Annotated in this window: 16 protein-coding genes; 10 read left to right on the top strand and 6 right to left on the bottom strand. The window is 66.6% G+C overall.

Going from position 1 to position 20207, the window contains the following annotated elements:
* Positions 1-12: 12 nt before the first annotated feature.
* From NDB2M1_RS06205 to NDB2M1_RS06195, 3 genes are read left to right on the top strand one after another with little or no spacing between them, the layout of a single operon-like run.
* Positions 13-1710, top strand: coding sequence for an ATP-binding cassette domain-containing protein (locus NDB2M1_RS06205; protein WP_072380550.1), 1698 nt, complete (start codon positions 13-15; stop codon positions 1708-1710).
* On the top strand, positions 1694-2803 hold the full coding sequence (locus NDB2M1_RS06200) for an efflux RND transporter periplasmic adaptor subunit (protein WP_171955332.1): 1110 nt from the start codon (positions 1694-1696) through the stop codon (positions 2801-2803). The genes NDB2M1_RS06205 and NDB2M1_RS06200 overlap by 17 nt, the downstream gene beginning before the upstream one ends.
* Positions 2800-4203, top strand: coding sequence for a TolC family protein (locus tag NDB2M1_RS06195; RefSeq protein ID WP_054120160.1), 1404 nt, complete (start codon positions 2800-2802; stop codon positions 4201-4203). Before NDB2M1_RS06200 ends, NDB2M1_RS06195 begins: the two co-directional genes overlap by 4 nt.
* A 145-nt stretch (positions 4204-4348) precedes the next feature.
* Here the strand turns inward: NDB2M1_RS06195 and NDB2M1_RS06190 are convergent, their stop codons facing one another.
* A complete protein-coding gene (locus NDB2M1_RS06190) occupies positions 4349-5404 on the bottom strand; it encodes a fatty acid desaturase (protein WP_083554691.1) in 1056 nt (351 codons plus the stop codon).
* Between the two features lie 186 nt (positions 5405-5590).
* Between NDB2M1_RS06190 and NDB2M1_RS06185 the strand changes: the two genes are divergently transcribed.
* A complete protein-coding gene (locus NDB2M1_RS06185; protein ID WP_072380548.1) occupies positions 5591-6850 on the top strand; it encodes a metal-dependent hydrolase family protein in 1260 nt (419 codons plus the stop codon).
* A 119-nt stretch (positions 6851-6969) separates the two neighbouring features.
* On the opposite strand, the gene NDB2M1_RS06180 is transcribed toward NDB2M1_RS06185, so the two are convergent.
* Positions 6970-7773, bottom strand: coding sequence for an acetoacetate decarboxylase family protein (locus NDB2M1_RS06180; RefSeq protein WP_072380546.1), 804 nt, complete (start codon positions 7771-7773; stop codon positions 6970-6972).
* 129 nt (positions 7774-7902) lie between these two features.
* On the opposite strand from NDB2M1_RS06180, the gene NDB2M1_RS06175 reads away from it, so the two are divergent.
* Positions 7903-8790, top strand: a complete 888-nt coding sequence (locus tag NDB2M1_RS06175; RefSeq protein ID WP_072380544.1) for a fumarylacetoacetate hydrolase family protein — start codon at positions 7903-7905, stop codon at positions 8788-8790.
* Positions 8791-8821: 31 nt separating this feature from the next.
* Entirely contained in the window at positions 8822-9826 is a 1005-nt protein-coding gene (locus NDB2M1_RS06170) for an AraC family transcriptional regulator (protein WP_072380542.1), read from the top strand.
* Positions 9827-9994: 168 nt separating this feature from the next.
* Here the strand turns inward: NDB2M1_RS06170 and gabT are convergent, their stop codons facing one another.
* Genes gabT through NDB2M1_RS06155 form a run of 3 tightly spaced genes read right to left on the bottom strand, consistent with a single transcriptional unit; the run spans position 9995 to position 13908 of the window.
* The gene (gene gabT / locus NDB2M1_RS06165) at positions 9995-11302 is read right to left on the bottom strand and encodes a 4-aminobutyrate--2-oxoglutarate transaminase (RefSeq protein WP_253185785.1); all 1308 of its coding nucleotides are present in this window, start codon (positions 11300-11302) and stop codon (positions 9995-9997) included.
* A complete protein-coding gene (locus tag NDB2M1_RS06160; protein ID WP_072380540.1) occupies positions 11299-12708 on the bottom strand; it encodes an NAD-dependent succinate-semialdehyde dehydrogenase in 1410 nt (469 codons plus the stop codon). The genes gabT and NDB2M1_RS06160 overlap by 4 nt, the downstream gene beginning before the upstream one ends.
* A gap of 24 nt (positions 12709-12732) precedes the next feature.
* Positions 12733-13908 carry an MFS transporter gene (locus NDB2M1_RS06155; RefSeq protein WP_083554690.1) on the bottom strand — a complete coding sequence of 392 codons (1176 nt, stop codon included), beginning with the start codon at positions 13906-13908 and terminating at the stop codon, positions 12733-12735.
* A 213-nt stretch (positions 13909-14121) separates the two neighbouring features.
* Here NDB2M1_RS06155 and NDB2M1_RS06150 point away from each other — a divergent pair, with 213 nt between their 5' ends.
* Both NDB2M1_RS06150 and NDB2M1_RS06145 read left to right on the top strand, forming a co-directional pair.
* Entirely contained in the window at positions 14122-15108 is a 987-nt protein-coding gene (locus tag NDB2M1_RS06150; RefSeq protein ID WP_083554689.1) for an AraC-like transcriptional regulator QhpR, read from the top strand.
* Positions 15109-15123: 15 nt separating this feature from the next.
* Entirely contained in the window at positions 15124-15963 is an 840-nt protein-coding gene (locus tag NDB2M1_RS06145) for a type 1 glutamine amidotransferase (protein WP_072380536.1), read from the top strand.
* A 612-nt stretch (positions 15964-16575) separates the two neighbouring features.
* Here the strand turns inward: NDB2M1_RS06145 and NDB2M1_RS06140 are convergent.
* The gene (locus NDB2M1_RS06140) at positions 16576-17430 is read right to left on the bottom strand and encodes a 3,4-dihydroxyphenylacetate 2,3-dioxygenase (protein ID WP_072380534.1); all 855 of its coding nucleotides are present in this window, start codon (positions 17428-17430) and stop codon (positions 16576-16578) included.
* Between the two features lie 151 nt (positions 17431-17581).
* Here NDB2M1_RS06140 and NDB2M1_RS06135 point away from each other — a divergent pair, with 151 nt between their 5' ends.
* On the top strand, positions 17582-18847 hold the full coding sequence (locus tag NDB2M1_RS06135; protein WP_072380532.1) for a cytochrome P450: 1266 nt from the start codon (positions 17582-17584) through the stop codon (positions 18845-18847).
* A gap of 11 nt (positions 18848-18858) precedes the next feature.
* Positions 18859-20199, top strand: coding sequence for a type I glutamate--ammonia ligase (locus NDB2M1_RS06130; protein WP_083554688.1), 1341 nt, complete (start codon positions 18859-18861; stop codon positions 20197-20199).
* Positions 20200-20207: the final 8 nt, after the last annotated feature.

The raw sequence follows: 20207 nt of genomic DNA, 5'->3' as shown, positions 1-20207 counted from the left end.
TCAGGGAACTTCATGGCTGCACCAACGCGGGTCGAACTGCGCGATGCAATACGCTGGATGGCCGAAATCATCGGGCCGGACGCGGGATATCTGCGCCTGGCGGCGGTCTATGGCATTGCCATAGGCCTGCTGTCGCTGGCCACACCCATTTCAGTCCAACTCCTCATCAACAGTGTGGCCTACACCGCGCTGCCCGCCCAGCTATGGACGCTGGCGGCGCTCCTTTTCACGCTGCTGTTCGTCGTGGCGATGCTCTCGGCGCTGCGCGTCTATGTGATGACGCTGTTCGAGCGGCGCCTGTTCGCCCGCATCGTCGCCGAAATCACCATCCGCGCCGTCCACGCGCGCGATCCGTTCTTCGGCGATGCGCGCCGGGCGGATCTTTTCAACCGCTTCTTCGACCTGACCGTCGTGCAAAAGGCGGTGCCCAGCCTCCTCATCGGCGGCTTCACCATCGTGCTGCAATCGGCGGTCGGCCTGATCGTCACCAGCTTCTATCACCCCTTCTTCCTCGCCTTCAACGTCACGCTGCTGCTCGCGCTGCTGGTCATCTGGCTGCTGTGGTCGCGGGGTTCGATGACCAATGCGGTCGCCCTCAGCCACGCCAAGCACGATACCGCGCGCTGGCTCGAAAGCGTCGGCAGCTCCAACGGCTTCTACAAGTCGAGCCGCCATGTCGGCTTCGCGATGGACCGGTCCGAGGCGATGACCGCGAACTACATCGCCAAGCACAAGGGCTATTTCCGCTACAGCTTCGCCCAGACGCTGGCGTTCTTCACGCTCTACGCCACCGCTTCGGCGGCGCTGCTGGCGCTGGGCGGCAATCTCATCCTCGCGGGCGAGCTCACCATCGGCCAGCTCGTCGGCGCCGAGCTTATCCTCTCCGGCGTGTTCTACGGCGTCAGCCAGCTCGGCTGGTACCTCGATTCGTTCTACGATCTCGTCGCCAGTTGCGAAGAACTCTCGCTCCTCTACGGCATCGCGCAGGAAAAGCTTCCCATCCCCAGCACGCAGGGCCCCCGCGACGGCGCGATTTCGCTGCGCGACGTCAAGCTCGGCGAGACGCATCTCAACTTCTCGCTTGCCGCGGGCGAACGCCTCGTCACTGTCCCCGAACCGGGCGTCGAGCGCACGCTCTCGATGCTGCTCAAGCGCCATGTCGCGCCCGACCACGGCCTCGTCACCGTTGGCGGCTCCGATCTTGGCGGGCTCAACATGTACCTGCTGCGCTCCGAGATCATCGTGCTCGACCGGCCAACGATCGTCGAAGTCACCATCCGCGAATACCTCAATCTCGCCATCTCTGACGCGACCTCGGAAAGCATCCTCGACGCCATCAATGCCGTGGGCCTCAGCGAACGCATCGCCAGCCTGCCCGAAGGACTGGATACGCCGCTCGCCTCCTCGGGCTGGCCGCTCACCGTGGGCGAAGTCATGGAACTCAAGCTCGCCAACGCGCTGCTGGCTTGCCCCAAGGTCCTCGTCCTCGCGCCGGTGTTCGATGTGATGCCGCCCGCGCAGCTGTTCGGCGTGCTCGAACGCCTCAAGGCCGCCGGCACCACCGTGCTCCTGTGCACTTCGCGCCCCGGCTCCTTCGCGCTCGATGGCTGGCTCTGGCTCGGCCGTCAGGAGCAGATCCGTTTCGCCTCCGCCGCCGAACTCGCGGCCCACGTAGCAGACAGGGAGGCAGCCCGTGACCTATCGTCTTGAGCATATCGATCACTTCCCCACGCTCGCGAAGATGAAGGCCCCGCGCGTGGTGGTCATCACCGCGTGGCTGGTCGCGCTCGGCATCACCGCCGCCGCGCTGGTCATGGCCTTCGTGCCCTGGGTCCAGACCGCGAACGGGGATGGCCTCGTCGTCGCGCTCAATCCCGATGACCGCGCCGCCGATGTCTCCAGCCTCGTCTCCGGGCGCATCAGCGAATGGTACGTCAAGGACGGCGAGCAGGTGAAGGCCGGCCAGCCCATCGCCCGCGTGATCGACCTCGACCCTGACTACCTCACCCGCCTCGCTGCCGAACGCGCGCAGATCGAGGCGGAAATCGCCGCGGTCACCCAGTCCCGCGCCACCGCGATGCTCGATGTCAACCGCGCCTCCGCGCTGCTGCGCGATGGCCTGATCGCCCGCCGCGACTACGAACTCGCGCAGATCAAGGTCGCCGAAGGCGGCGCCAAGCTCGCCGAATCGCGCGCCAAGCTCCAGCGCATCGACGTCCAGCTGGCGCGCCAGTCGAGCCAGGTCGTCCGCGCCCCCCGCGATGGCCGCATCCAGACCGTGAACGCCGCGCTCTCCGGCGGCGTCGTCTCCCCCGGCTCGGTCCTCGCCACCGTCGCGCCCGAAACTGCCGAACGCGCCGTCGCGCTCTACATCGATGGCCGCGACATCGCGCTCGTCCGCCCCGGCCAGCAGGTCCGCCTCGAATTCGAAGGCTGGCCCGCGATCCAGTTCTCCGGCTGGCCCTCGGTCGCGCAAGGCATCTTCGATGGTCGCGTCCGCGCGGTCGACCCCACTTCGAACGCGGGCGGCCTGTTCCGCGTCCTTGTCGAACCCGCCCCCGGCAAGCGCCCCTGGCCCGACCTGCGCTTCACCAAGCTCGGTGCCAAGGTCCGCGGCTGGATCCAGATGGAAACCGTCCGCGTCGGCTACGAACTCTGGCGCCAGCTCAACGACTTCCCGCTTGAATTCAGCAAGGACATCAAGGATTCGATCAACGCCAAGGCCGGCAAGAGCGCCGGCGACGACTACGGCGTTGCGAAGGACGACGACGCCACCGTGCGGAAAGCGGGCAAGCCGAAATGATCCGCCGCCTTCTGCTGGCTCTCGCGCTGCTGTGGCCCGTCGCCGCGGCAGCGCAGACCCCGCCCCTCACTTTGGCTGACGTGCTCGACAGCTCGGCCCGGCAGGCGCCGCAGATCGTCGAGGCGATGGCCCGCGTCCGCCAGGCCGAAGGCCGCGCCCTCTCGGCGGAAGGTGCGTTCGATACCGTGTTCGATGTCGATGTCGGCAGCCGCGTGCTCGGCTACTATTCGGGCAGCTATCTCGAAAGCAAGGCAACCCGCCCGCTCACCAATAACGGCGGCTCGATCTACGGCGGCTACCGCGTCAGCAGCGGCACCTTCCCCATCTACGAGGACAAGGCCTATACCGACCGCCTCGGCGAGTTGAAGATCGGCGGCCTGTTCGCCCTGCTTCGCGACAAGGCCATCGACGAGCGCCGCGGCCGCATCGCCATCGCCGCGCGCGATATCGATGCCGCCCGCCTCGAGCGCGAGATGGTCGCCATCGGCGTCCAGGCGCGCGCTGCCGCCACCTATCAGAACTGGGTCGCCGCCGGCCTGCGCCTCAAGGCCTATCAGGCGCTCCTCGACCTCGCCGAGCAGCGCCGCGCCGGCATCGCCCGGCAGGTCCAATTGGGCGCCCGCCCCGCGATCCTCCTCACCGAGGCGGACACCAACATCGTCCGCCGCCGCGCGCTCGTCGTCCGCTCCGAGCAGGAATTCGGCGCCGCCGCCAACGCGCTCTCGTTCTTCTACCGCGACGAGAACGGCGAACGCCTCGTGCCCACGCCCGATCGCCTGCCCGCCTCGCTCCCCGGCTTCCTGCCCTCGCGCCCCGGCCAAGCGGCGGACCGGCCCGACGTGCAGACTCTCAGCGCCCGCCTCGCCCAGTCCGAATTGAAGCTCGCGCTTGCCGAAAACGAACTCAAGCCCCGCCTCGATGTGCGCGGCGAGCTTTCCTACGACATCGGCAAGACCGGGCCCGGCGGCAAATCGCGCGACGGCGAGGAAGCCATTGTCGGCATCCGCCTCACCGTCCCGCTCCAGCGCCGCAGCGCCAAGGGCAAGATCGCCGAGGCCCGCGCCGAGATCGACGGCCTGCGCACTCGCCAACAGCTCGTGCGCGAACAGATCGCCGTCGAAGTCAAGGGCATCGCCATCGCCGTCGACGGCGCCGCCAAGACCGCCCGCCTCGCCGCCGACGAAGCCGCCCTCGCCGACGACCTCGCCTCCGCCGAACGCCGCCGCTTCGATCTCGGCGCCAGCGACTTCTTTCTGCTCAACATGCGCGAGGAAGCCGCCACCGACGCCCGCGTCCGCCTCCTCGATGCGCAAGCCCGCGCAGCCCTCGCCGGCATCGACCTCGCCGGCGCCACCGCAGACCGCGCCGCACTCGGCCTGCCGGACGGGCCGCTTCCCTAGAAATCAAAAGCCCCTCCCCGTTCGGGGAGGGGTTGGGGAGGGGTATCCCAAGCCCGCAGATCAACGATTGACCCCTGCTTCATAAGCCCCTCCCGCTCATCCTGAGCCCGTCGAAGGAGGGAGGGGTTTGGGGTGGGCCAGCGGCTCAAGCCAACCTTGCCGCCTCACGGAACGTCACCATCCCGCGCCGCTGCTCATCCCACAGCGCGAGGCGCAGCGTCCCGCAGGCCTGCACCACATTGAACCGGTTCAGTTCGCGCAAGACCGGATGCTGCTCCAGCACTTCGGGCAGCCGGTAGAACGGGATCTGGCTCGAAAGGTGATGGACATGGTGGATCCCGATATGCCCGGTAAACCACGCGAGAATGCGCGGCAGCTCAAGATACGAGCTCCCTTCGAGCGCGGCTTCGAAGAACGACCAGTCCCCGCGCTGCTCCCAGTAGGCATCCCGGAACTGGTGCTGCACATAGAACAGCCACACGCCCAGCGATGCCGCGCTCAGCACGACCGGCAGGAACACCAGCGCTGTCACGCCGAAACCGAAGACGTTGAGCGGCAGCGCGAACAGCAGCGCCGTCACCAGATTGGTGCCCAGCGCGCTCACCCAGTAAACCCAACCCGCCGTCATCAGCCCGATCGGCAACCGGTGGCGCAGCAGGAACAGATAGGCCGGCCCCAGCCCCAGCAGCACCGCCGGGTGGCGATAGAGCCGGTAACCAAGCCGTCTCAGCCAGGACAGTTCGCGATATTCGCGCACCGTCAGCATATCGACATCGCCATATCCGCGCGCCTCGAGATTGCCGGTGCCCGCATGATGCTGCGCGTGGGAATAGCGCCAGCAATCGTAAGGCGTCAGCGTGAACGCCCCCAGCAAGCGCCCGATCCAGTCATTCCCCGCGCGGCTGCGCAGAAATGCGCCGTGCCCGCAGTCATGCTGGATGATGAACAGCCGCAGCAGAAACAGCCCCGCCAGCGGCGTCGCCGCCAGCGCCAGCCAGTAGCCTGCCTTCACCGCCACCGCGATAGCCGCGAACAAGGCCACAAACGGCACCAGCGTGATCGCCAGTTCCCATGCACTCCGCACCGGCGAGGGATCACGAAACGCCTGCAAATCTCGCGCCAGCAACCGCGGATCGATCCGCGTGGCCAGGGCTGGTTCGGGTTCGGAAAGGGCGGGCGCTTTGCGTGCTGTAACGGTCACAAGTGGCTCGCTACAAACCTGCGCCGAATTTGTCACGCCGGTTCGCAAACGCTCCACAACTGGCAGAGGCAGATGTCTCCCGCCAACCGGAATACCACCCCGGTTTCCGTCGCCCCGTGCTTGACACGGGGCTTGGCTTTTCTTCCTGTACAGGCCTGACCTGCATTCAACCGGGGAGCGCGGCGCTTGAAGGCCCTTTTCATCATCGCACTAGCCATAGCCCTCTCGCTCCCGGCAACCGCGAACGCCCAGCCGCAGCGCACCCTGCTCCGCCCCGCAGCAGTCTTCGACGGCACCGACCCCGCCCCCCATCCCGGCTGGCAAGTGCTGGTCGAGGGCGACCGCATCGCCGCCGTCGGCCCGAACCTCTCCGTCCCCGCTGGCACGCAGACCATCGATCTGCCCGGCCAGACGCTCATGCCCGGCATGATCGAGGGCCACGGCCACTTGTTTCTCCACCCCTACAACGAAACGCCGTGGGACGATCAGGTCCTCCACGAACCGCTCGCTGTCCGCACCATCCGCGCCGCCAAGGCCGCCGAGATCACGCTGAAGGCCGGTTTCACCACGACACGCGACCTCGGCACCGAAGGCGCTGGTTATGCCGACGTCGGCCTGAAAAAAGCCATCGACAGCGGCCTGACCCCCGGCCCGCGCCTCCTCGTCGCCACCCGCGCCATCGTCGCGCAAGGCGCCTATGGCCCCAAGGGCTTCGAGCCCGGCGTCATCGTGCCCCAGGGCGCCGAGGAAGCGAGCGGCGTAGAGGGCATTGTCCGCGCGGTCCGGGGTCAGATCGCGGCGGGCGCCGATGTCGTGAAGCTCTACGCCGATTACCACTACCGCCCGGGCGAACCGAGCCTGCCCACATTCAGCCAGGCCGAACTGGACGCCGCCACCGCCGCCGCCCACGATGCCGGGCGCACCGTCGCGGTCCACGCGGTCACCGCCGAAGGCATGCGCCGCGCCATCGCCGCCGGGGTCGATACCATCGAGCACGGCGACGAAGGAACCCCCGCCGTCTTCAAGGCCATGGCCGCCAGGCACATCGCCTTCTGCCCCACGCTCGCCGCCTCCGAGGCGATCTCCCGCTATCGCGGCTGGACCGATCCCGAACACCCGCCCGCCGCCGTCGCCGAAAGCCGCACCGCCTTCAAGGCTGCCATGGCCGCCGGCGTGCCGATCTGCATGGGCGGCGATGTCGGTGTCTTCGCCCACGGCGACAACGCGAGCGAAATGCGCGCGATGGCCGCCGCCGGCATGGCCCCCGCGCAAGTCCTCATCGCCGCGACCTCGGGCAATGCTGCGGCGTTCCATCTGACCGATCGCGGCGCAGTCCGAACCGGCCTCCTCGCCGATCTCATCGCCATCGAAGGCGACCCGACCCGCGACCTGACCGCCCTCACCCGCATCAGACTGGTGATGAAAGGCGGCGCGGTAGTTCGTTGATAAAGTAAGCCTCGTCATTCCCGCGCAGGCGGGAATCCAGAGCCGCAACCGCAACGCCAGCCGCTCTGGCCCCCCGCCTGCGCGGGGGTGACGAAGTAGGGAGTAATGCGCCGACCCCGTTATGCCAGATTGTTCCGCGCCAGCGTGGTCCCCGCGCGCCACGAGACGCCGACTTCGTGCCAATAGCCCGCGATCTTCTCCTGCGGCGCAATATCCAGCAGTTCCTCGACCGGCGAATCGAAGTACGTGAGGTCGAAATCGCCCTTGAAGCAGCGCCCGAAATCGACGTCGTAGCTCGACATCGTCACCACTTCGTCGAGGCTCTGCGTCCCGTCGGTCTCGATCGCCGGCATCCAGCGGTTGTGCACCATCGGCAGGCCATTGACGAAGCCCGGCTTCTCCGCCGTCCCGGTAATCGTGAAGCGCCCCTCCGCCAGCCGCCGGTCGAACGCCGCGAGCGTCACGCCGAATGTCCCGCCCGGCTGCAGCCGCGGCCCCGCCTTGCCGACATAGACCGGGCGGCTCATCTGGATCGAGCCAAGCTTCTTGGGATAGCCCTGATGCTGGCCCCGCAGCATCGCGAATTCCTTGTCCACCCAGATATAGACGCAGCGCGACCAGGTCTTCCCTTGGAACTTGCAGCGCACGACGATGAACATCTCCTTGTACTGCACGCGCACCGGATCAAGGATCTGCGCCGGATCGTCCGAAGTCGATTGCCAGTCCGCCCAGATCGCCGCGACCGCGCCCGGATCCTCGTCCGCCAGCGAAAAGCCCTCCGGCAGCAGCGCCGCGATCTTGGCCGGGTCGGTGCGGTACTCCAACGTGATGAGTTCGCCCGAATAGTGCCATGGCACCGGCGGCACGATGCTCGCCTTGCCGCTCGGCGTGCGCGGATAGAACAGGCCCTTCAGGTCGCTCATGGATACCTCGTCAGAATGTCTCGCACCCGTATCTAGCGCTCCTGCCCCGCCAAGCTTGGCCGCAGCGGCCAATGCCTGTGGCGTCCGGCGCGGCTAAGGGATACCACAAATGGAAACGAGGGCCTCCTGATGACCACCGAATATCGCCGCATCCTGCTCGATGGCTACCCCATCCTCACCACCCGTCACGGCGACGAGCTCGTCACCAAGGATGGGCGCAGCATCGGTATCGACGAGGCGGTGCACCTCGCGCCGTGCAATCCCAGCAAGATCATCTGCGTCCATTTGAACTACGAAAGCCGCGTCAAGGAGTTCATCACCAAGCTCCCGCCCGCGCCGACCTACTTCCACAAGCCGATCACCGCGCTCAACACCCATAAGGGCGCCGTCGTCCGTCCTGAACGCTGCAAGTACCTCAACTACGAAGGCGAAATCGCCATCGTCATCGGCCGCTCCTGCCGCAACATTTCGCCGGAGGAAGCCGCCGACTACATCCTCGGCTACTCGGTCGCCAACGACTATGGCCTCCACGATTTCCGCGACACCGACGCGGGCTCGATGCTGCGCGTCAAGGGGTCTGACACGCTCTGCCCCATCGGCCCCGGCCTCGTCACCGGCTGGGATTTCCGGGGCAAGCAGATCCGCACGATCGTCAACGGCGAGGTCAAGCAGGACGGCAACACAGCCGAGATGGAGTGGGACATGCACTACCTCGTCGCCGATATCGCCCGCACGATCACGCTCGAACCCGGCGACGTGCTCCTCTCCGGCACCCCTGCGAACAGCCGCCCGGTCCAGCCCGGCGATGTCGTGGAGGTCGAAGTCGAAGGCCTCGGCAAGCTCACCAACACCATCGTCCACGGCCCCACCCCGATCCGCGACGATTGCGGCGCACAGCCCACTGAATCCGAGGAAGTGATCTCCACCGCGATGGGCGGCGACTGGGAATTCCGAGGGCTGCGCGCCGCCGGCGGCCAGGGCGCTGCGTTCTATGAGTCCGCGCTCGAGACGAAGTGACGGCAAGCGCGGCGACTGATAGGTTCGCCCCATGGCCGAACCTCAGATCGCCGCGCAATTCCTGCGCCACGTGGCCAATTGCGTCGAACTCACCGGCCATTCCGCCGCCAGCCTGCTCGCGCGCATCGGCGTCACCCGCGCCATGCTGGAAGACCCTGACGGCCTGATCCCGCTCGCAAACTTCATCGCCTTTTTCGAGGACGCGGCACAGCTCGTGCGCAATCCCCATTTCGGCCTCCACGTCGGCCGCCTGTCCGGCTCGGACAGTCTCGGCCCGCTGAGTTTCCTGTTCCTCAGCGCACCCGATCTCAGGACCGCCTTCACCAGCTTCACCCGCCACCTTGCCACCATGCAGCAGGCGAGCCGCCACCAGTTCGACGATGAAGGCCGCTGGGCCACGTTCTCCTACGGCGTGCTCGATCAATCGCTCACCCGGCGCCGGCAGGACGCGGAATATTCCATCGGCGCGATGTTCAGCCTCGCCCGGCAATTCACCGGCGGCGATATCGAATTCCGCGAAGTCCGCTTCGAGCACGAACGGGTCGGCGAATATGCCCGCTACCGCGATTTCTTCGGCTGCGACGTGTTCTTCGAGCAGGACTGCAACGCGATCACGATGGACGGACGCTACCTCGAAACCCGCGGCCGCGTGCTGAGCCCCAGCCTTCATCCGATCATCGAGGAACACCTCCAGCGCCTCGCCGGCCGCGGCTCCGACGCCTCGCTCACCGGCCAGGTCCGCGCCCTGATCGAAGCCGCCCCCCTCGATGCGCCGCCCAGCCTCGCCGAAGTGGCGTCACGGCTGGGCCTCTCGGTCCCCACCCTCAACCGCCGCCTCGCCGCCGAAGGCACCGGCTGGCGCGCACTCGTCAATGCCCAGCGCATGGAAGCCGCCGCCCGCCTGCTGCGCACAAGCCGCCGCAACGTGAGCGCCATCGCGCTCGACGTCGGCTTCGCCGAAAGCGCCAGCTTCACCCGTGCCTTCGCCCGCCACTTCGGCGTATCGCCAGGCCGCTACCGCAAGACCGAAAAATAGGGACAGTCCCCTTTTTCGCCACTTCAGGGCCTGTGGGGATTTGGCTCAGGGTGGAGCGAGAATGGCTGGCTTCCGCGACCCGGAGCGCAGCGTACTTCATGTACGTGAGCACCGGAAGCGCGGAAGGCGGCCGTTCGCAGCCCTCCCTGGGGCAAATACCCGCAGGCCCTAGCCCGCTCCCCGCCGCATCACGCCGGTGAGCCGGTCCATCGCTTCTCCCAGCAGCTCGTCCGGCATCGTCAGCGCCGGCAGGAAACGCACCACATTCCCGCGCATCCCGCACGACAGCAGCAGCAGCCCGTCCTTCGCGCCTTCGGTCACCACCGCCTTGGTCAGCTCCGGATTGGGCCGGTCCGGATCGCCATCGTGCACCAGTTCCATCGCCACCATCGCGCCGGGACCACGCACATCGCCGATCACGCGCATGCCGCCCTGCTGGAGCGCGCGCAGCGTGCCCTTGATCGTATTGCCGATATGGACCGCGCGCTCGCACAGCCCGTCGGATTCGATGATCTTGAGCACTTCAAGCCCCGCCACGCAGCCCAGCGGCGAGCCGCCATACGTGCCGCCCAGCCCGCCCGTCTCCGGCGCGTCCATCAGGTCCGCCCGGCCCATCACGCCCGAGATCGGGAAGCCGCCCGCCATGGCCTTGGCAATGGTCATGATGTCCGGCGTCACCCCGGTCGCCTCGCGCACCCAGTCCATCGCGAAGAGCTTGCCCGTCCGCGCAAAGCCCGATTGCACTTCGTCGGCGATCAGCAGGATGCCGTGCTTGTCGCAGATCTCGCGCAGCGCGCGGAAGAAGGCATAGCTCGCGGTGTAGAACCCGCCCTCGCCCAGCACCGGCTCGAGCACGATGGCGGCGACGGCACTCGGCTCGATGGTCGAGGCAAACAGCGCCTGCAGCGCCTCGACGGCCTGCTTCTCGTCAAACCCGTGATACGGGATCGGAAACCGCGTGTGGTGCACATCCCCCGGCAGCGGACCGAACCCGGCCTTGTACGGCAGCACCTTCCCCGTCATCGCCAGGGTCAGCAGCGTGCGCCCGTGATAGCCGCCCTGGAACGTCACGATCCCGCGCCGTCCGGTCGCCGAGCGCGCGATCTTCACTGCATTCTCCAGCGCCTCCGCCCCCGTCGTCAGGAACACTGTCTTGACCGGCCCCGCGATGGGCGCCGCCGCATTCAGCTGCTCGGCGAGCGCGATGTAACTCTCATACGGCGTCACCTGAAACGAACAGTGCGAAAACGCATCGAGCTGCCGCTTCACCGCCTCGACAATCCGCGGGTCCGAATGCCCGGTGTTGCACACCGCAATCCCGGTCGCGAAATCGATGTAGCGATTGCCTTCCGCGTCGAAGGCTTCCGCATTCACCCCGCGCTCGAAAAACCGCGTGTGGATCGATCCGACCCCGCGCGGCACGGCGGCTTCGCGGCGGGCCCAAAGCTCGGCATTGTTGGTCATCGGGCTGGTCATGCGCCTATTCCCCCCATCAGGCAGTATTTGAGTTCGAGATATTCATCGAGGCCGTGGCGCGATCCTTCGCGGCCAAGGCCGGATTGCTTGATGCCGCCAAACGGCGCGACTTCGGTCGAAAGGATGCCGTCGTTCACGCCGACCATCCCGTATTCAAGGCCCTCCATCACCCGCCACACGCGCCCCAGATCGCGCGCGTAGAAATAGGCGGCAAGGCCGTAGGGCGTGTCGTTGGCCAGCCGCACCGCCTCGGCTTCGTCGCTGAACCGGATCAGCGGCACCACCGGCCCGAATATCTCCGAAGTCGCGATTCCCATATCGCCGCGCACATCGGTCAGCACGGTCGGCTCGAAGAACCCCGGACCTGCGTTGGAACGACTGCCCCCCATCAGCGCGCTCGCACCGCCCGCCAGCGCATCGCGCACCAGGCTGTCGACCTTCTCCACCGCCGCTGCATTGATCAGCGGGCCGATGGTGGTCCCCGGCGCGGCGCCATCGCCGACCACCAGCGCCGCCACCTTCGCCCGCACCCGCTCGACAAACGCGTCATAGACCCCGTCCTGCACCAGCACGCGGTTCGCACAGACGCAGGTCTGCCCGGCATTGCGGAACTTGCTCGCCATCAGCCCATCCGCCGCCGCGTCGAGATCGGCATCGTCAAACACGATGAACGGCGCATTCCCGCCCAGCTCGAGGCTCAGCCGCGTCACGTTCTCAGCCGCCTGCGCCATCAGGATCTTGCCGACGCGGGTCGATCCGGTGAAGCTCAGCTTGCGCACTTTGGGATGGCGGCAGAACAAGCTGCCGACTCCCGCCGGATCGTTAGACGGCATAACGCGGAATACATCTTCCGGCACCCCCGCCTCGCGCGCCAAAGTCTCCAGCGCCAGCGCGGACAGCGGCGTCGCCTCGGCAGGCTTGACCACGATGGAACACCCCGCAGCAAGCGCCGGCCCCACCTTGCGGGTGATCATCGCTATCGGGAAATTCCACGGCGTGATCGCCGCGCACGTACCCACCGGCTGCTTGATCGTCAGCACGCGCTTGCCGTTCGCAAAGGTCGGCACCGTCTCGCCATAGGCGCGCTTGGCTTCCTCGGCGAACCATTCGATGAACGAGGCGCCATAAGCCACTTCGCCCCGCGCCTCGGCCAGCGGCTTGCCGCATTCGGCGGTGATCAGCGCGGCAAGCTCCTCCTGCCGCTCCATGATCAGCCCATACCAGCGCCGCAGCACGCCCGCACGCTCCTTGGCGGTCCGCGCCGCCCAGGCGGGCCGCGCCGCATCCGCCGAATCGATGATCGCGCTGATCTCGGCAGGCGCATAGTCGCGCACCGTCGCGATCAGCGCGCCGGTCGCAGGGTTATGGACAGCGAGGCCGGTTCCTTCCGGCACGGTTTCAAACACGCACGAACTCCTCTCGAAACAAGGTCAGGCAGGCAGCGCGGATAGCGCCTGATGCTTGCGGATGGGAACCAGCAGCAACGCATAGCTCACGATAAACAGCCCCACGCACAGCAGCTCCGCCGAAAGATAGCCGCTGCCATCGAGCAGCTGTCCCGCAATCAGCGGCCCGCCGCCGAGCCCGATCATCTGCATCATGATCGCGAACGACATCATCCGCCCGCTCTCGTCGAAATCGCACACGCGGCCCAGAATGAACGGCAGCACGAAGTTCCACAGCACGTTGAACCCGCAGACCCCCACCACGAACAGCGTCAGGCTAGGCTTCCCGATCAGCAGCGCAATGCTCGCCGCCCCCGCCAGAATGCCGAACGCAATCGCGCCGTTGCGGTTCACATGCCCCGCGAGGAAAACAGAGGCGAGCGCGCCGCCCACGGCCAGAATCTGCGAGAGGAACAGCGCATCCGCCACCGCCTGCTCGCCGAGCCCCGCGCCCACGCCGACTAGAAACAGCACCGCCCAGGCAATCCCCTGCGCCAGACTGTAGGCCAGCACCCCCGCCAGCGCGACCACCAGCAGCGGCGTCCCCAGCTGCCGCGCCTCCGGGTTGACCATTTCCTCCGCCGAATAGGCATGCGGCAGAAACGGCAGCGTCAGCAGCGACGCCAGCGAGAGCACCGCGAAGCCGATGAACATCGCATCCAGCCCATGGCTCCCCAGAAACCCCGGCAGATACCACAGCCCGAACGCGCCATAGGTCAGCAACAGCGTGAGATAGAGCGCCAGATTGCGCTCGGCGCGCACCGTCACGCCCACGAAGGTGAAGCTGATCGAAGTGATCGTTCCCTCGCCCAGCCCCGCGACAAACCGCGCGATCTCGAACCGCCCGCCCAGCGGCGCGCCAAGCGAGGCGAGGTCCCCCGCCGCGGCGATCAGCAGCCCGCCCGCGACGACCCAGCGCCAGTTGATCTGCGTCCCCCGCACCGCCATGAAAATCGTCGCCAGCGCCACGCCCAGCATCTCGACACCGGTGAGGTTCACCGCCGTCGCCTCATCCACCTTCAGCTGCGTGACATAGCCCTGCACCACGCCCGGCTGGATGATGAACGACAGCACGCCGATCGTGCCAAGGATCACCGCGCAGAGGATCGCCGGCCAGCCGTTCACATCGATATCGCGCCTTACCGGCCCAGCTGTCGCCATCTGCAAGGTATCTCCCGACTGTCATCGCCGCCCTTGCATGGCAGGGGCCGCCCCGCTTGGCAGGATCGGACATTCCGGACGCGGCGTCCATGCCCTCGCCAGTGAAATTTTCGATCATCTTTTGATGATTTAGATCAATATTCGTAGCCAGCGAATCGCTTAGCCTCGCATCATAAGAACACATCACAAGATTACAGGCCTCGGGGAGACAGCATGGCACCTGCGACCGTACGCGCCGCCGCAATGAACGGCTGGGAGAGCTTTCTGGAAGACACCGCCGCCGCGCCCATGCTGGGTGACGGCCCGCCGCCGGACTCGATGCCGCTGGCCGAATTCGTCCGCTTTTCCGAGAATGTCGTCACCCGCACCCGCGATGTCGCGATTCCCTGGCTCGCCGGCGGCACCTACGATCTCGCCGCGCTCGGCCCGCTCGGCGATGCCATCAACTCCGCCGGCCGCGTCGGTTCCGCGCTGCGCCGCCTCGTCGATTACTTCTCGCTCCTGCAGGACTGCACCGATATCCGCCTTGGCCTCGAGGACGACATGGCCTCGGTCAGCTACCGCATTCTCGATCCCGATATCTGGCCGCGCCATCATGATGCGATGTTCACCCTCGGCATCGTCAGCCAGATCCTCAAGCGCGGCACGCGTGGGCATTGGGACAAGATCGAGTTCGCGTTCGAAGCCGAGAGCCACGAAATGCGCGGCGATATCGGCAAGGTCGTCTGCGCGCCCTGCACGTTCGGCGCCGATACCAACCAGATCCGCTTCCCCGCCGTGCTGCTCGATCTCGCGCTGCCGACGGCCCAACCCGGTGCGGTCGACGTGCGCCAGCTCACCCGCTCGATCGTCACCAAGCGCCGCGAAACCCCGCTGGTCGATCGCCTCAGCCAGATGGTCCTGCGCGATCTCAATACTCAAGCGATCGAGCAGGAGCGTTTCGCCCGCGAAATGGGCATGTCGAGCCGCACCCTGCGCCGCAAGCTCACCGAGCAGGGCTCCTCGTTCCAGCAAGTGCTTGATGAATGCCGCATGCGGCAGGCGGTGTTCGAATTTCGCGTCCGCCCCGATTTGTCGATCGCGCAGATCGCGCTAAGGCTGGGCTATGCCGAACACAGCAATTTCACGCGCGCCTTCCACCGCTGGAGCGGCCAATCCCCGCAGGCCTACCGCGCACAGCTCGCCGGCACCGCACACTGATCTTCAGGACCACTCATGACCAGACTGCTGCTGCTCGAAGGCAACACCGCCCCCAAGCGCGCCCGCGCCCACGAACTCGGCGTGCGCACCTCGAGCGAAATCTACATCGAAGCCATCGCCGCGCACTATCCGGACATCGCGCTCGACGTCCTCAACGGCGCCGACGAGGGCGAGACGATCCCCGGCGGCCGCACCTGGTCCGACTACGCGGGCTTCGTCGTCACCGGCTCGGCGCTCCACGCCTACGACGCCGAATTCGCCGTCACCAACCAGATCGACCTGCTCAAGCAAGCCGCCGAAGCGGGCCTCCCCATCTTCGGCTCATGCTGGGGCCTCCAGATCGCCGCCGTCGCGGCAGGCGGCGAAGTCGCCTACAACCCCAAGGGCCGCGAAGTCGGCTTCGCCCGCAAGATCCTGCTCAATGACGCGGGCCGCGCGCATCCGATGTTCAAGGGCAAGGCCCCCGTATTCGACGCGCCCTGCATCCACTACGACGAAGTGATCCGCCTCCCCGAAAGCGCCACCCTGCTCGCCTCCAACGCGCACAGCGAGATTCAGGCGGCGGTGATCCCGCTGGCGAACAGCGAAGTCTGGGCCGTGCAGTACCACCCCGAATTCGACCTCGCCCAGCTCGTCCAGCTCTACACGCTCTATGCCGAGGACATGGTCACCCAGGGCTTCTTCGCCGACATGGCCGAACTCGCCCGCTACCGCGAAAAGCTCGAAGCCCTCGCCGCCGATCCCGCCAACGCGGGCCTCGCATGGCAGCTGGGCGTGGACGAAGACGTCCTCGACAACCGCACTCGCCGCGCCGAAATCCTCGCGTGGATCGAAGCCAAGGTGCTCTCGCGCTGAGGCAACCTGCCCCTCCCCCGGTCGGGGGAGGCCGGGTGGGGGCGCGCCGCGCTCACAGAGACACGTCACCCTTGACAAAACGAACCATATAGGTTATACGCCCCGCCCAGATCGGGAGCAGGCTAGGCCGGCCTCGCCCTCGCTCCTTTGGCGGTAACTCGCCAACGCGACCGGTGCGGGCTGCGGGTTCAAGGTGGGGCGGTCTCCCCCAAGTCCTTGGCCAGGCAATCTACCGCGCCAGCACGCAGATCATGGCTCCCATCGGCTTCGTCCCGGTGCGAGCAAAGACCGGCACGCATGCGAGCCGCTATCCCGGTCCCGGGCCATGATCTTCAGCAAAGGCTGCGCCGGATGTCTTCCGCAATCCGGCCACTCGCACCTGCGCGGAACACGACGCCCTCCCCGCAGCGCCAGTGCAGGCGCCGCACCGGTCGCGCGATCACTCCCCAATGCCCGAACACCGCAGCGCCGCGCCGCCAAATCCAACAGCTTCGGATATCAACCAAGTTCGTCATTCCCGCGAAGGCGGGAACCCAGAGCGGCAGGCGCGGCGTTTGCGGCTCTGGGTTCCCGCCTTCGCGGGAATGACGAAGGGATCGAGGTGGCGGTGCCTCACATATCAAACCAAACATGCACCTGGCTGGTCCCGGTCGCGTTCTCGTAGTCCGAAAACTGCCGCCCCTTCGCCGTCCACTCGCGCCCCCCGCAGGCCGCCGCCATCATCAGGTAATGCCCGAAGCGCGCCTCCGGCGCATGGCGCAGATAGTCCGGCATCGTGTCGATCACCGCCGCATGGTTGCCTTCCGCGAACCAGCGCAGCCGCTCCAGATCGGCCTCGCGCGCTTCGGGGCTGGAGATGTGGATCGGGTCCGAAGCCTCATGCTGCGCGATCTGGTCGAACGGCCAGAACCGGTGGCTCATCGAACCGCTGGCGATCAGCACCACGCGCTTGTCCGATTCGCGGATCGCCTGCCCGATCCCTGCGCCAACGCCGAGGAAGTTGTGCGGCTCGGCCGAATAGGCGTGGCTCACCGAAATCCACTGCTCTTCGCCCTGCAGGAAGGTCGAAAGGTTCACGGTGGGGTAGTGCATCGGCAGGTGCGGATCATCGATCGCATTGGTGCGCACGCCGTGCTCGGTCGCGCGCTGCGCCATCGCGAAGGCCAGTTCCGGACAGCCCGGAATGTCATAGGGGATCTGCTTCATCCCGCGCGGCAGCTCGTCCGAGGTATAAAGCCCCGTCCGCCGCGCCTGTGCTGCAATGCAGAACTCCACGATGGTGAACCAGTGCGTATCGAACAGCACGATCACATCGGGCTTCAGCACATCGAGCACTTCGCGCTTCAGCCGGTGCAGCCCCGGCACAAGGCTGATCTCCTTGCCCTCGTTGAGCGCATAGCGATCTTCCTCGGACATCATGATGGTCGGCGCATGCGCGACCAGTCCGGCTCCGATGATCTCACCCATATTGCGGCTCCTGCTTGCGGTAGGCCGCCTCAATAGGCCTCCCGGGCGCGCACAAGAAGGGGTACAAGGCGCCCCGGCCTCACTCTGTCCGCTTATGCCAAGTCCCCCCGCCCGCGCGCGCCTAACCCGATTAGCGAACAGGAGAGGTTCCATGTCCTTTGCATTCTCGCGCCAGACCGACCCCCATGTCGATCTGTCCTCGCTCGATGCCTTCAACGAAGGCGCGCCGTTCGAAACCTTTGCCCGCATGCGCCGCGAGGAGCCGATGGCCTGGTCGGAAATGACCAGCGGCGAGAAGGGCTTCTGGTCAGTCACCCGTCACGCCGACCTCCTTGAGCTCAACCGGCAGGCCGACCTCCTGTCCTCCGCGCGCGGTATCCGCATGGAAGACCAGAGCCCCGAGGAAGTCGAAGCGCGAAAGACCTTCCAGGAAACCGACGCGCCGCACCACCGCGGCTTCCGCGCGCTCGTTTCCAAGGCCTTCGCCAAGGGCACCGTGGCCCAGTTCGAGGACCAGATCCGCCAGATCGTCACCGAACTGCTCGACGTTGCGCTGGAGGAAGGCGAGTTCGACGCAGTCGACCGCATCGCCCGGCGCCTGCCCATGCAGATGCTCGCGCAGATCATGGGCGTGCCGCAGGAAGACGGCCCTTGGCTCGTGGAGAAGGGCGATGCGCTGATCTCCAACGCGGACCCGGACTACACCGATTTCGTTGTCGACCAGCTCGATAGCGATGCCTACCGCATGCTCCCGTTCCGTTCCCCCGCCGCGATCGAGTTGTTCGACTATGCGAACAAGCTGCTCGACCGCATGGAAGCCGGCGAGCAGATCGGCGTGCTCAACCTCGTGCGCGAAAAGACCAACAGCGGGACCCAGATGTCGCGCGACGAATTCCGCAACTTCTTCTGCCTGCTCGTCGCCGCCGGCAACGACACCACGCGCTATTCGATCTCGGCTACGATCCACGCGCTCGCCAACGATCCGTCGCTGCTCAAGCGCCTGCAGTCCGGCGATTTCCACAGCTGGGAAGGCGCAGCGGATGAAATGATCCGCTATGCCTCCCCCACCACCCACTTCCGCCGCACCGCCACGCGCGATTTCACTTTCCACGGCAAGCAGGTGCGCGAGGGCGACAAGGTCCTCCTGTGGTTCATCTCGGGCAACCGCGACGAGACCGCGATACCCGATCCCTACCGCATCGACTTGGGGCGCGAGCGCAATCCGTTCCTCTCGTTCGGCCAGGGCGGCCCGCATATCTGCCTCGGCATGTGGCTCGCCAAGCTCGAAGTCGCCATCGTCATGCAGGAACTGGCGAAGCGCCTCACCGGCATCGAGCAAGTCAGCGACCACGCCTTTTTGCGCAGCAACTTCATTCACGGCATAAAGCATCTGCCGGTACGCGTGAGCGCGCGTTGAAGGGGAGAGAAATGAACCGCATGTCCAAGATCGAGCCCGGTCAGGTGCGCGCCGAAGGCTTCGAACCCAAAGGTTTCGAAAGGTGCCGCATCCTCTTCGCCGACCAATTGAACCTCGCGCGCGGCAAATACGTGCCGATGAGCGAGGCGCACAAGGGCCACGCCCGCATGTGTGTCGGCACCTTCGCCGTCACTTACGACAAGCAGCTTGTCGCGGCCCCCGGGGGGGGCCTGCTCACCGGCCTGCCGGACATGGAAGTCACCTTCGACCCCGCCGACCTGCGCCCCTCATGGGAAGCAAACACGCAGATCGCGCTCGGTTCGCTGCGCTTCAAGAACGAGCCCTTCGCGCTGTGCGGTCGCTCCGCCCTTGCCCGTGCAATCGAAGCATGGCGCGCCAAAGGCCTCGATCCGATGGTCGGCATCGAGATGGAAGCCTATGTCTTCCAGCGCGGCGCAAATGGCGAATGGGTCCCCTATGACACCCCCGGCGGCTTCGTCTACGGCACCGGGCCCTTCGCCGATCCCGCCGGCCTGATCGAGGAAGTCTGGGCCACGGCAGCAGCTTGCGGCATTCCCATCGAATCGATCAACGCCGAGTTCGATGCCCCGCAGTTCGAACTCACCTTGCGCTTTGCCGATGCGATGAAGGCGGCGGACGATGCCTTCCTGTTCCGCCAGATGGCGCGCGAGGTGCTCTACAAGCGCGGCTACCTGCTTTCCTTCCTGCCCAAGCCTTTCGCCGACAAGAGCGGCAGCGGCCTCCATTTCAACCTCAGCTTCACCCAGTCCGACGGCAGCAATGTCTTCGCGAACGACGTCGCCAGCGGCCAGCTCTCCCCCACCATGCAGGGCGCCATCGCCGGCATGCTGCACCACCACGAAGCGCTGTCCGCGATCATGGCGCCGCTCACCCAGAGCTACGCCCGCCTCCAGCCCGCCAGCCTCTCGGGCTACTGGGCCAACTGGGGCATCGACCACCGCAGCGTCACGGTCCGCGTCTCCGCCGAAACCGGCTCCGCCGCGCGCATCGAACACCGCATGGCCGATTGCGCCGCCAGCCCCTACTTCGCGATGGCCGCCATGCTGCAGGCCGGCCTGCTCGGCCTCGAGAACGGCTACGAACTTCCGCCCGAAGAGCTGAACGACGGTCTCGAAACCATCAGCACCGATCGCCACACCCCGCACGATCTGGGCGCGGCACTCGATGCTTTGGAAGCCGACACGGTGCTCTCCGCCGCCATCGGGCAGGACCTCGTCGACAACTTCATCGCGATCAAGCGCGAGGAAGTGCGCATTCTCGACGGCAAGTCGGCGGAAGAGCAGACCGCCTACTACCTCCACTACATCTGAGAGCCACC

The sequence above is a fragment of the Novosphingobium sp. NDB2Meth1 genome, assembly GCF_900117425.1.
Taxonomy (GTDB): Bacteria; Pseudomonadota; Alphaproteobacteria; order Sphingomonadales; family Sphingomonadaceae; genus Novosphingobium.
Note: the sequence above shows the minus strand (reverse complement) of the source record. Positions and strands in the feature narration are given on the sequence as shown.

Bases quoted from the DNA above. Each gene is read 5' to 3' on its own strand.
- NDB2M1_RS06205 (WP_072380550.1), top strand. From the start codon at position 13: ATGGCTGCACCAACGCGGGTCGAACTGCGCGATGCAATACGCTGGATG.
- NDB2M1_RS06195 (WP_054120160.1), top strand. From the start codon at position 2,800: ATGATCCGCCGCCTTCTGCTGGCTCTCGCGCTGCTGTGGCCCGTCGCC.
- NDB2M1_RS06180 (WP_072380546.1), bottom strand. From the start codon at position 7,773: ATGAGCGACCTGAAGGGCCTGTTCTATCCGCGCACGCCGAGCGGCAAG.
- NDB2M1_RS06175 (WP_072380544.1), top strand. From the start codon at position 7,903: ATGACCACCGAATATCGCCGCATCCTGCTCGATGGCTACCCCATCCTC.
- NDB2M1_RS06170 (WP_072380542.1), top strand. From the start codon at position 8,822: ATGGCCGAACCTCAGATCGCCGCGCAATTCCTGCGCCACGTGGCCAAT.
- gabT (WP_253185785.1), bottom strand. From the start codon at position 11,302: ATGACCAGCCCGATGACCAACAATGCCGAGCTTTGGGCCCGCCGCGAA.
- NDB2M1_RS06155 (WP_083554690.1), bottom strand. From the start codon at position 13,908: ATGGCGACAGCTGGGCCGGTAAGGCGCGATATCGATGTGAACGGCTGG.
- NDB2M1_RS06150 (WP_083554689.1), top strand. From the start codon at position 14,122: ATGGCACCTGCGACCGTACGCGCCGCCGCAATGAACGGCTGGGAGAGC.
- NDB2M1_RS06145 (WP_072380536.1), top strand. From the start codon at position 15,124: ATGACCAGACTGCTGCTGCTCGAAGGCAACACCGCCCCCAAGCGCGCC.
- NDB2M1_RS06140 (WP_072380534.1), bottom strand. From the start codon at position 17,430: ATGGGTGAGATCATCGGAGCCGGACTGGTCGCGCATGCGCCGACCATC.
- NDB2M1_RS06135 (WP_072380532.1), top strand. From the start codon at position 17,582: ATGTCCTTTGCATTCTCGCGCCAGACCGACCCCCATGTCGATCTGTCC.
- NDB2M1_RS06130 (WP_083554688.1), top strand. From the start codon at position 18,859: ATGAACCGCATGTCCAAGATCGAGCCCGGTCAGGTGCGCGCCGAAGGC.